This window comes from Bifidobacterium leontopitheci, assembly GCF_009193355.1.
Classification (GTDB): Bacteria; Actinomycetota; Actinomycetes; order Actinomycetales; family Bifidobacteriaceae; genus Bifidobacterium; species Bifidobacterium leontopitheci.
The window spans coordinates 1-11,814 of the sequence record NZ_WBVT01000058.1 but is presented as its reverse complement, the minus strand read 5'-3'; the positions used below and the strand labels follow the sequence as shown (position 1 = coordinate 11,814).

Sequence of the window (11,814 nt, the reverse complement as noted above, 5' to 3'; positions counted from 1 at the left end):
GCTAAGGCCTGGCACGGCGATGGTACTGCACTTGTGAGGGTGTGGGAGAGTAGCACGCCGCCGCATTCACCGTTGGATTGAGGCCTTCCGGTCGAGCAAAGCTCCCGGAAGGCCTCAACCATATCCACAGCAATATCATTCCCAAACTATACACATCTTTGTATGCTGGAACCATGCACTACTTCACTCCCAAACGTTGCGCCACGTCCAACAAGATCATGTATCACGACAAGCTGCAGGCGCAGCGTGCCGCGGACCAAAGCCTGATCGAGCGCGGGGCCGAGCTGTGGGTGTACCGGTGCGAATATTGCGGAACCTGGCACCTCACCCATCGTGATCCGGCCATGTCGCACGTCTATGTGCCGCTGAACCAGCAGCTCAAGCCGCACAGCCGCAAGAAAGGGTACAAGCCGCGGCGACGGTAGGCCGGGAACGATCCTTTGCCTGTATTCCCCTGCATATGCAACGTATATGCAAGTGTCGCGTCATGAACGCAAGTGGCCCCGGACGGTACCATCACCGTCCGGGGCCACTTGCGTATAGACGTCAGCCGTAAGCGCGTGTCACTTATCGAAGCGGAATCCCTGCGCTTCGGCATGCGGCAGCACGTGATGCTGCGCGTCCATCTGCTGGGAGGCGATCTTGGCGATCTGGTCGCTGAACGCGTCCACCGGGCGGTCTGTGTTGCGCAGATCGTAGTACTGGTGAACCGTCTGGTCGAACGCGCCCACCTGCTCGCTGACGGCAGTGCGCGCGTCCTCCTCAGCCGGGTAGCGGTCGTCGAAGAACTGCAGGTCGCGCGGCATACGCGGCTTCAGCGCGGGGGACTGGTCCGGCTTGCCGATGGCGAGGCCCAGCACAGGATACGTGTAGCGGGGCAGGTGCAGCGCCTCGATCAGGCCGTCGACGTCGTTGAGCAGCGAGCCGAGGATCACGCAGCCGAGGCCGAGCGAATATGCGGCGGTCTCCATGGCGTGCAGGGCCAGCACGGCGTCGTTGTTCGCCTGGGAGAAGCGGTAGCTGGCCGACAATCCGTAGCTCGCCGGATCGGTGGCGACGCCCTTGGATTCGGCGATGAGCGCGTTGCGGTGCTCGTCCGCCACGAACATGTACAGCAGCGGCGCGGTCGCGATGTACGGCTGGTGGCCGATTTCGGCCATGCGGTCCTTGAGCGCCTGATCCTTGACGCGAATCGCCGACCAGTCGTTGAGGTACTGGCTGGATGCGGCATGTTGGGCGACAGTCTCAAGCGTGGCGATGGTGTCGTCGTCGATGGGCTCGTCGATGAACTTACGGATGGACCTGCGGTTGAGCAGCGTCTCGATAGTGCTATTGGTAACCATACCGCCATTGTCGCCCGTCGCGGGGCCTTGCGCAAGAGCGGTTTTCGTTCGGTGGAATGGGGCTGGATCTCGATGGCCGCCTCATGCGGCATGGCGGTGCGTCGGTTGCGGCCGTTGTCTGCCGGTATGGCGTTCCTTGCGGTGGATAACGGCCGCGAATAGGCCTGCTGGCGTCCGTTTTCCGCCGGCAGGATGGTCCTTCTAGTCGGAAACGGACGCAAATCGGCGCGTTTGCGTCCGTTTCCGACTAGAAGGATTGTTGAGTTGGTAGGAGACGGCCGCAAACGGGGCCGCTGGCGGGCGTTTCCTACTGGCACGGCCGAGGAGTTGGTAGAAAACGGCCTCCGACAGAGCTTGGAAGGTGTGATTCGGGCTGCCACACGCCGATTATCTTGCGTGGCAGAGCTCCGGAATGGGTGTCTCCGGAACGGATACCGTCGGAACAGGTATTGCCGAGCGGATGCCACCGGACGGGGCGCCGGCGGCACCGGACGAGTACCGCCGGAAACGGGACGTCTGTCGAGAAAGCCTGGAGACTTACCGGTTGCGACGGCGGTGACGGCGGTTGACGAGGGCCTGGGAGCCGCGGTCGGACAGCGTGGAGACGCCCGCGCCGACCGCCGCCGACAATGCGGCGAAGAGCACGCTCATGACCACGCTCTCCTTCTCGTCCACAACGCCGTCGCCCAGCGCGTCGCCGCCGGACTTCGCGGTCTTCCCGCGACCGATGCTGCGGTTCCAGACCAGGGTGAACAGTTTGCCGGCGATGAACCCGGCGATGGACGGCAGCATGAACTTGAGCGCCTTGTCGCCGAGGGAATCAGGGTCGTTGAGCCGCTGTGCGCGCATATCGTCCACCTTGTCGTTGATGCGGTCGAAACCGGCGATGATACGGTCGGTGGTCGAGCCCGCGTCGAAATCTGTCATACCAGTATTATTTTGCGAGGTGACGACGGCAGGCGCAGGGCTTGAAGCGATCCGCGCAAATATGCCCGCCCGTGAGTACAGTGGGAGTATGAACGAACCACGTCATCTTGACACCGCTGCAACGGAGCAGTCGGCACAGGCATCCACGAACGATCCCGCGACCACGCCGCACGCCGGCGCCATCGGCAGACTGGTGCTGCTGCGGCACGGGCAGACGGTGTGGAGCGAATCCGGCCAGCACACCGGCCGCACCAACATCCCCCTGACCGCCGTGGGCGAGCGACAGGCGGCCGAAGCCGGCGCGCGCATCCGCGAGCAGTTCCCGGAGGGTTTTGACGAGGAATGCGTGTTCGCGAGTCCGTTGAAGCGCGCGCAGCAGACCGCACGGCTGGCGGGGTTCACGCCGCGCTCGCTGCCGCAGATCGCCGAGTGGGATTACGGGCGTGCGGAGGGCCGTACGCGGCAGACCGTGGCCGCGCTGCACGGGGCGCCTTGGGATGTGTGGCGCGATGGCCCAGGCGCGTTGCAACCCGAGATGGGCGGCGACTGGACGGAGACGCTGCCGGGCGGCGAGCAGGTGCCGGTGCACAACGGGCCGGGGGAGACGCTTGACGACGTGTATGAGCGCGTGGCGCAGGCGATCGACGTGGCCGTGCCGCTGCTGGAGTCGGGCCGTTCGGTGCTGTTCGTCGCGCACGCGCACGTGTTGCGCATCCTCACCGCACGATGGCTGGGCGTCGACCCGCATTTTGCGCGTCTGCTGCGTCTGGATACGGCGCATTATTCGGTGCTGTCGGTGTACAAGGGCGACCGCGTGATCGAACGCTGGAACTGCTGATCCGTCGGCACCGCTGCGCATGAGTACGGTCCGTCAGCAATGTGCGACGGACCGTACCCCGACGAGGCCACTACGGGTACGGTCGGTCGAGAAATTAAGACCAAACGTACTCGTAAGGGGCGCTACGGGTACGTTCCGTCAGGAATTATGGACCAAACGTACCCGCAGGGGATGTTTCGGGTACGTTTTGTCAGGAAAATCTGACGGATCGTACTCGTAGGGGGTGCCACGGGTACGGTCGGTCAGCAATGTGCGACGGACCGTACTCGAGGAGGCCGTTGCGGGTACGGTCGGCTGGGGGATTTGGAGCCTGTCTCGGTACATGCGCGACCGGCATCACGTCACTCTGCTCGGGCGAGCAGGGTGACGTTGGTGTGAAAACCCAGTGTTTGCAAGGGGTTTCGGTGGTGCGTCACCATGCTCGGGCGAGCAGGGTGACGGAGAAACACGACATAGCCCCGCGTCCCTACACACCCTGAATGTGCGACACGCGGTGAAAACGTATTCACATATGAAGCAAGTTGCGGCCGCCGCTGCGAAATCATGACGGTGTGATCAATCGCCCCGTTGACGTCGTTGCCTGATGTATTGTAACGAAACAATACTGCAAACGTAAAGCATTAAGTGGGTTCCACCGTCGGGTCTGCAGGGCGGTGACGCTTGTGATGATGTCGGCACGAAGTCGTGCAAAATGTCGTAAACAGGCGCATTGCGGATACTCCCGCCCGAACTGCGGACATGCCTTGTTGCAAATGACAACGTTTGTAGTACACTGTGAAGCCAACGAGGTTGATGTGTGACACCTGAGTGTTCGGCGGCCGATGAAGTCGCCGTCAAACAGGGGGATTTGTCGCGCGTTGTCGTGACAACGTTCACATACCGAGCCCGCGCCGCATGGAAGCGTCGCGCTCCCACGCGGCCTGCAGACAAGACGCGCCCGCCCCTGCACGGCCGGGCACCCGCAAGGAAGGGATGAGGCTGCATGGTCATGGCACCACGGAGGAACACCCGTACCGCAGGCGCGGCCGCCTCACTGCCACGACGGCTGCGTGATGGCGTTGCGTCCGCGATCGCCGTCGCCATGATGTTCGCCACCGCCGTCGTCGGCGCCGCAACAGCGCCCCTCGCATCCGGCAACACCACCATGAACCGCACCGCACAAGCCGCCGCCGGCATCTGCGTGCCGACGACCCATGACCTGGGCGACAGCACCGCCGTCGGCTCCATGAACGACACCGGCGTGGCCACCTACGTGGGCCGCAACTTCTTCGTCGGCACCCCCACCACCGATTCCGGCAAGCTCAACGGCGATCCCGCGCCCGGCCCGACGGGTCGTACGCTGCCGAAATCGAAGGCCTGACGGTCGTCAAGGGTGACGCGCTGCTGCATCCGTTGAAAGGCTTCTTCTCCATCGGCACGGTCGCGTTCGGCTCCCAGTTCATCCCGCCGAAGAACAGCACCGTCTTCGCCGTGGGCGGTCAGGGCAGCGGTTTCAGCCAGGTCGCAAACGGTGCGGATGTGAAGGTGATGGCGTGGGGCGCCGCCGCCGGTCTGAACCAGAAAATGAACAGTTCCAAGCAGCAGATCACCGGTTATAACGCAAGACTGGCCGGCAGCGACACCAAGCCGTGGGGTGCTCCCGCGACCAGCACGACCACCAGCGTGTATCCGTACACGTACGAGAAGGGCAATGCGGATGGTGCGCAAACGCCGTCTGTGGTTTGGCATGCCGACGCGAACGGCAACAGCGTGCTCGCCGACGTCAACGGTGCCGACTACACCAATCAAACCGCCGAGAACGAGCGGCTGTCCACCGAACTCGCCGCAATCCCCGTCAACGGCACGGTAGGCGTCTCCGATGCGCCGTCGATCAACGGCTACACGCGCTACAAGTACGACAACTCCCAGTCGTTCTCCGGCTTCAATCACGCCGAGAAACTGTTCACGTTCACCGGCGACGGCGAATCCCTGCTCCAGTCGTTCACCATTGACGCCGACCTGCTGAACCAGATCCGTGACGCGCAAGGCGTGAGCTACTGGTTCCGCAACATCCCCGACAACGCCTCCGTGGTCGTGAACGTGACCGGCACGAACAGCGGCACCGACGTGATCTTCCACAACGGCTGGCGCTTTTGGTGGGGTGGCGGCGCGAACTCCAGCATCATCGACGGCGATGTCAAGGAGATCTCCAACGGCTACGTCACCGGCAATGAAAACGCGAAAGCCTACGCCCACGCCGCGCAGGCGATCATGTGGAACTTCGCCGCGATACCGTCCGGCAGCACGCTGACGATTCTCGGCGGCAGCAACAACGCGAACAACGACGACCCGGCCGCCGCCATGCTCGGCAGCATCCTCGTGCCGCACGGCAGCTTCGAGTCGCACGTGACCACGAACGGCCGCGTGATGGTCGGCGAGGACTTCGGCATGACCAACCCGAGCGTCGCGAAGACGTTCGGCGCCGCGAACACGCCGTCCGCGTCCATCATCGACATGGACCAGGAACGCCACAACCTGCCGTGGAACGGATCATACACGTCCGAATGCTCGGTGATCGGCTGGAAGAAGGTCGACGCCGCGGACGGTGCCACGCCGCTGAAAGGCTCCCAGTGGGGCGTCTACGCCAGCGAAGCCGACGCCAAGGCCGGCTCCAACCAGATCCTGCTGGTCGCCGACAACGGCAACAACGACTCCGACGCCGCCGACGGTACCATCACCGTGCGCAGCCTCACCCCGAACGCCACGTATTACGTCAAGGAACTCAAGGCGCCGAACGGCTACCAGCTGAGCGGCAAGATCTACACGGTCACCGCCAGCCAGCAAGGCGAAGCCGTCAACTGGGTGACCGGCACCACGGACGGTGGCGTCATCACCAACGGCGCAATCGGCAACACGGTCGCCGGCGCCAGCATCCAATGGGCCAAAGTCGCGGAGGGTGCCGACAGCGGCACCGTGACCACAGGCCTCGCCGGCTCCACATGGACGCTGACCAAGAAGGCGACCGGCGGCAACGCCGAGCGCAGCTGGACCATCCAGGACAACACGTACGCAGCCGCCGGCGTGACCGTAACGGACAAGAACGGCGCGACCGTCACCAGCCTCGCCATGACCGAAGGCGACACCACCGTCCTGACCGCCACCGTCATCCCGGCAGGCGCCAGCCAGAGCGTGACATGGATCTCCAGCGTGCCGTCCGTCGCCGACGTGAACGCGTCAGGCGGCGTGATGGCCTACACGGCAGGTCAGACCACCATCAAGGCGTGCGCGGCATCTGACGCCACCAAGTGTGCGCGGGTGATCGTCACCGTCAATGCGCCGGCCGTGAACGCCGTCGAAATCCGCGACGAGAACAACCAGAAGGTCGACGCGGACGCCACGCTCGCCATGAAGACCGGCGGCGCGATGAGGCTCAACGCCGTCGTCGACCCGGCAAGCGTGAAGGCCGTCTGGTCGACGTCCGACCCGAGGGTCGCCACCGTGAACGCGGCGTCCGGCATCGTGACCGGCGTGGACACGGGCGTCGCGACCATCACCGCGAAAGCCGGCGACCGCACCGCCAGCGTGATGGTGCGCGTCACCGACGACCGGAACACGCTCGTGTACGTCAACAAGTCTGTCGTCGCCGGCTGGAAGGCCGCATGGCTGTACTACGGAGTGAAGAACACGTCCGCCGACAAGTGGACGTTCGTGCGGCTGGAGCCCAGCTGCAACAGCGACTACCTGTACGCCGAAGTGCCGCGGCTGGGCGGCGGCAACGGCTTCGTGCTGCATGACGAGAACAGCACGGCGAGCAGCGCGAACTGGTGGCCGGGCGGCACCGGCAAGGACGTGATGTTCAACAACCGCACGGTCATCGTGATCGACGCGTACGACGCGAACAACACGTATGCGCAGACCGCGCCCGACTGCACGGTCGCGGCCGCGAAGGCGACGTCCGCACTGTCTGTGGCCGCACAGCAGCGCGCGTCGTGGGCGCGGCTCGGCGGCAGGACCGCCACCGCACGGTCCGCGGCGAGCGTGGCCACGACGTCTGCGGCGGCAACCGCGTCGGTCGAAACCGCCGGCGGCCGCACGCTCGAGGAATGCGGCGTCGACAAGGCCTACCGGTGCGACATCAACGGAACCGAAGGCGTCTTCGCCGTCAACGACCTGGACGACGGCACGTACACCCTGACCGAGAAGACCGCGCCGAACGGCTACACGCTCAACACCACCGTGTACGAGTTCACCGTGACGGGCGGCAAGGTCACGTGGACGGACGGCAAGAAGCCGGCTCTGCTGGCCGACGGCACCGCGGCGATCGCCGACACGCCCACCGAAGCCTCCTGGACGAAGACCGACAACAAGACCGGCAGTCGGCTCGCAGGTTCGCAATGGAAGATCGCTGCGGCGGACGCCGGACGTACCGACACGTTCTGCGTGGCCGACACCATCAACGGCACAGCCGACCGCATCGACGGCTGCGACGGCACCACGCTGACGGACACCGACAACGCGGCAGGCGCGTTCACCGTGCAAGGCCTCGCGTTCGGCACCTACCATCTGACCGAAACGAAAGCCCCGGCCGGCTACGACCGGATCGCCACAGTGTACACGCTCGTCATCAGCCAGAACGGCGCCGTCATCACAGACGGGCACGGCAACACCGTCACGGCGATCGCGAACAGCGAAACGCCGGTCAGTATAGAGATTCCGGTGAAAAAGACCGTGCGGAACACCGCATGGCCGAAAGACGACAACGGCAAGTATGTGCCGTTCACGTTCACCATCGCCGCGTGGGACGGACAGCAGCACGGCTCCATCCCCGTACCCGACAACTGCACGACGCTCGACGACTGCACGATCGCGCTGGCTCCCGACGACGACGCGACGGACGTGACGACGCTCGCCGGCGTGTTCGGCAAGCTGACCTTCACCGAAGGCACGCTCGCCGACCAGCCGGGAGCGGCCGGCGACTACGCGAAGACGTACACGTACCGCGTGAGCGAGGTCGCGCCGGACGACGATTCGACCGTGCCGCAACTGCGCTACTCGCGGGCCGTGTACAAGGTCGAGGTGACCGTGCGGCATAAGAAGGCCGCCGACGGGACGCTCGCCGGGCTTGAGGCGACCGCCGTCGTGACGCGCGTCATCGACGATGCCGGCACGACCGAAGCGAACGGCGGCGTACAGGTCGGCACCATCACCAGTGCCGCCGGGGCGGACGCCACCATCGACGGTTCGCCGCAAGCCGCATTCGTCAACACCAAGGTGCTCACCGGACTGCCCACGACCGGAACCGACTGGACCGGACGCATGGTGCTGCTCGCCGGCGCCGGATTCATACTTGCCGGCGCCGTCATCGCCGGCGGATACCGACTGGCCAGACGACGGGAGGACGCATCCGACTGAAACCCGCTCCCACCCGCATAGCCGCACAGGCATGACCACACAAGATTTGCATACATCCCATCCCGTAATCCTCAGGAAAGGAAGAGAACAACCATGAACATCATCAAGAAGGCGCTCGCGGGCGTCGCGGCCCTGGGCATCGCCGTCTCGGGCCTCGCGTTCGGCGCGGCCTCCGCCACCGCGGCGGACGGCGACGGCACCAATGCCGACACGGGCAGCATCACCATCAACAAGTCGAAGGATGATCAGGTCGACCACACGTTCGACGGCTGGCATCTCGCCTCGCTGACCAACATCACCAAGGACGCCGACGGCAACATCAACGGCTTCCTCATTGACACCGATGACGCCATGGTCGGCACCATCGTCTCTGCGATGACCGGCGACCAGAAGAGCGAGTACGAGAAGGACGCCAACTACTACAACACCGACGACACCAAGGCCAACCCGATGGGTTATCTGGTCGATCACGTGTTCAAGGACCAGTCCGGCGCCGCGCTGAGCGAGTTGGCCAGCCCGTGGGGCGGCGACAGCTCGCCGCTGCGCGCGTTCGCCAAGTCGCTGAGCGAGAAGCTCGCCGCTGACGGTGCGCCCGCCGCCACGTCCACCACGCTCAAGACCGGCACGAACGACGGTCTGGCCCAGGGCCTGTGGTTCCTCAAGGACACCACGACCGAGAACGACGTGAAGGGCGCCAACTCCATCCCGATCATCACGCCGACGACGTTCGCCGGCGCCGACGCATGGGGCACGGTGACGCTGAAGAACACCACGCCGAGCATCGACAAGCAGCTGGTCGACAGCAATGCCAACGCCGGCTACACGCCGAATACGCAGCCCGACTACGCCGTGGGCGACACCGTGACATATGAGCTGAGCTCCACCATCCCGGTCTACACTGGCTACGACATCGACCCGACCATGCAGGATACGCAGAAGACCCGCGTCTTCAAGATCACCGACACCGCGTCCAAGGCGCTCACCGTCTCTGCCGATTCCGTTATCGAGTCCGTCAAGCTGACCCCTGCCGATGGCAGTGCAGCTGTCACTCTGAACGTGGACAAGGATTACGACGTGACCGTTGCTGATTACGGCAACGATCAGACCCCGGACACCGACGCATACAAGGGCGGCCACGTGACCACCATCGACCTTAAGAAGTACGTCAACATGGCTGACGGATCCACTTCCAAGACTGCCGGCAAGATCCTCGAGGGTGCTACCGTCACCGTCATCGTCAAGACGACGCTCAACAAGTCCGCGCTGCTCTCCGAGCCCGGCAACGTGCAGGGCAACCCGAACAAGGTCGACCTGACCTACTCCAACAAGCCGGAGAACGTGTCCGACGCCCACAAGGTGCCCGGTCCGGAAGTCAAGGTGTACGCCTACAAGTTCGGCATCCACAAGACCGACAAGGCCGGCACCACCGTGCTGCCCGGCGCCAAGTTCACCATCAAGGCCGTCTCCGGCACCACCAACCATGACGGTCAGTACCTCGGCTCCTACGGCGAGAACGGCTGGAGCTATGTCGGCGCCACCGAGCCGGCCGCCGACGCCACCACAGGCGTCTTCGTGACCGACAAGGATGGCAACATCGCCGTCGAAGGCCTCGATGCCGGCGTCTACGAAGTCCACGAGATCGCGCCGCCCGCCGGCTACACCTCGCTCGGTCTGCCGACCTTCCAGTTCACCATCACCCCGACCGTGGGCGATGAGGCGAGCGGCCACAATACCATCACCGAGGAGCAGTTCGCTATCACCAAGACCAGCGACTACGTGAAGATCAACGATCAGAACGGCACTCAGCTCGACGTCTGGAACGCCAAGAACATCACCGAACTGCCGAAGACCGGCGGCGTCGGCCTCGCCATGATCGTGGCGGCCGGCGTGCTGTGCCTCGGCGCCGCAGCCCTGTTCGGCCTGCGCGCCCGCCGCAACGCCTGAACCGCGTGAGATGACAGGCGGCAGACGAGCCGCCGTCATGCAGCCTCCGCACGATACCGGAACCAGCCGGCTTCGCGCGGAGGCTCGCGCATATCCGCATGATGGTCGTACGACACGGTGAAAGGAGCGTGGCCATGACCAGCGCACGCATGGCGCACCGCACGAACGGCTGGACGAAACGCCGATCCTCGCGAGCCAGCTCGCGCATCTTCGCCGCACTGTCGGCGGTGTTCCTCGTCGTCGGATTCGCCATCATCGCCTCACCGTTCGTGCTGCGGGCCATCAGCGCGAGTCGGCAGCAACAGACCGTGCGGCAGTCTGAACAGACCGTCGCCGGCTGGCCATACCCGAAAGCGGAGGAGGCGATTAAGGCGGCCCGGGCGTATAACCGCAGGCTTGCCGCCAGCGGCCAGACGACGATCGGCGAAGTCGCCGATCCGTTCGCCTCGGACGCCGGCGCCTCCTCGGCCTCCGACGCCGGCACGTCGATGGCCGCGAACGATCGCGAATACCAGAGCCTGCTCGACACCGGCCAAGGCGTGATGGGGTCGATCCGCATCCCCGAAATCGGCGTCAACCTGCCCATCTACCACGGCGCAAGCGACGATGCGCTCGCCGCCGGAGCCGGGCACCTGTATGGCACGTCACTGCCGGTGGGCGGCGCGGGCACGCACGCGGTCATCACCGGGCATCGCGGGCTGCCCGGCTCCCTGCTGTTCACGCGGCTTGACGAACTGCGCGAGGGCGACGCGTTCTACATCGACGTGATGGGCAAGACGCTCGGCTACAAGATCGACCGCATCAGTGTGATCGAACCGAACGATGCGAGCGCCCTGCGCATCACGCCCGGGCAGGATCGGGTCACGCTCATGACCTGCACGCCCTACGGCGTCAACTCTCACCGGCTGCTCGTCTCCGGCGTGCGTGCGTCGATTCCCGGCGAAGTGCCCGAGCCGAACAGCATCCACGCGTTCGACACCACCCTGGCCGCGCTGGTGGGGTTGGGCACGGCGTTCACCGTCGTGGTGACGTGCGTGGCCGTCGGCTGGCGGCGCCGGCGGAAGGCTGCCGTCGGCGGCGGCCGCGGACGAGACCGCCGCCGACGCGAATAAACGGAACGTACTCGTAGGGGGTGCTTCGAGTACGTTCCGTTGGAAACTTTGTGACCGACCGTACTCGGATGGTTGCTACGAGTACGGTCGGTTGGGAATTTGTGACGGACCGTACTCGGAATGGGGGTTACGGGTACGTTCCGATGCTCCTATACATTGTCAAGCTGTTGCGCGTGTTGTGTCGGGGTGGTGATGGAGTGGATCCATTGGGTGGCGCGTTGTTCGAGTTCGGGCAGGTCGCGCACGCCCCGCTCGATTT

General features: G+C 64.9%; 8 protein-coding genes. 6 read left to right on the top strand and 2 right to left on the bottom strand.

All coding sequences use genetic code 11. From position 1 onward, the window contains the following. The first annotated feature begins 173 nt into the window (after window positions 1-173). Complete coding sequence (locus F7D09_RS10645) at window positions 174-425, top strand: hypothetical protein (protein WP_152235465.1); 252 nt, start codon at window positions 174-176, stop codon at window positions 423-425. A 138-nt stretch (window positions 426-563) separates the two neighbouring features. On the opposite strand, the gene F7D09_RS10640 is transcribed toward F7D09_RS10645, so the two are convergent. Both F7D09_RS10640 and F7D09_RS10635 read right to left on the bottom strand, forming a co-directional pair. After that, window positions 564-1,343: a nitroreductase family protein gene (locus F7D09_RS10640; RefSeq protein ID WP_152235464.1), complete on the bottom strand. Its 780-nt coding sequence runs from the start codon at window positions 1,341-1,343 to the stop codon at window positions 564-566. 537 nt (window positions 1,344-1,880) lie between these two features. Continuing rightward, a complete protein-coding gene (locus F7D09_RS10635; protein ID WP_152235463.1) occupies window positions 1,881-2,270 on the bottom strand; it encodes a DUF4235 domain-containing protein in 390 nt (129 codons plus the stop codon). 88 nt (window positions 2,271-2,358) lie between these two features. Between F7D09_RS10635 and F7D09_RS10630 the strand changes: the two genes are divergently transcribed. The 5 genes from F7D09_RS10630 (at window position 2,359) to F7D09_RS10610 (ending at window position 11,555) form a co-directional block, all read left to right on the top strand. Further along, window positions 2,359-3,108, top strand: coding sequence for a histidine phosphatase family protein (locus F7D09_RS10630; RefSeq protein WP_152235462.1), 750 nt, complete (start codon window positions 2,359-2,361; stop codon window positions 3,106-3,108). A 982-nt stretch (window positions 3,109-4,090) separates the two neighbouring features. Beyond that, on the top strand, window positions 4,091-4,468 hold the full coding sequence (locus tag F7D09_RS10625; RefSeq protein WP_152235461.1) for a hypothetical protein: 378 nt from the start codon (window positions 4,091-4,093) through the stop codon (window positions 4,466-4,468). Between the two features lie 32 nt (window positions 4,469-4,500). Further along, window positions 4,501-8,499, top strand: coding sequence for a SpaA isopeptide-forming pilin-related protein (locus F7D09_RS10620; RefSeq protein WP_152235460.1), 3,999 nt, complete (start codon window positions 4,501-4,503; stop codon window positions 8,497-8,499). Between the two features lie 93 nt (window positions 8,500-8,592). Then, the gene (locus F7D09_RS10615; protein WP_152235459.1) at window positions 8,593-10,443 is read left to right on the top strand and encodes a SpaA isopeptide-forming pilin-related protein; all 1,851 of its coding nucleotides are present in this window, start codon (window positions 8,593-8,595) and stop codon (window positions 10,441-10,443) included. 134 nt (window positions 10,444-10,577) lie between these two features. After that, a complete protein-coding gene (locus tag F7D09_RS10610; protein WP_152235458.1) occupies window positions 10,578-11,555 on the top strand; it encodes a class C sortase in 978 nt (325 codons plus the stop codon). Window positions 11,556-11,814: the final 259 nt, after the last annotated feature.

Coding starts and splice junctions, on each gene's coding strand:
- F7D09_RS10645 (WP_152235465.1), top strand. CDS start 174: ATGCACTACTTCACTCCCAAACGTTGCGCCACGTCCAACAAGATCATG.
- F7D09_RS10640 (WP_152235464.1), bottom strand. CDS start 1,343: ATGGTTACCAATAGCACTATCGAGACGCTGCTCAACCGCAGGTCCATC.
- F7D09_RS10635 (WP_152235463.1), bottom strand. CDS start 2,270: ATGACAGATTTCGACGCGGGCTCGACCACCGACCGTATCATCGCCGGT.
- F7D09_RS10630 (WP_152235462.1), top strand. CDS start 2,359: ATGAACGAACCACGTCATCTTGACACCGCTGCAACGGAGCAGTCGGCA.
- F7D09_RS10625 (WP_152235461.1), top strand. CDS start 4,091: ATGGTCATGGCACCACGGAGGAACACCCGTACCGCAGGCGCGGCCGCC.
- F7D09_RS10615 (WP_152235459.1), top strand. CDS start 8,593: ATGAACATCATCAAGAAGGCGCTCGCGGGCGTCGCGGCCCTGGGCATC.
- F7D09_RS10610 (WP_152235458.1), top strand. CDS start 10,578: ATGACCAGCGCACGCATGGCGCACCGCACGAACGGCTGGACGAAACGC.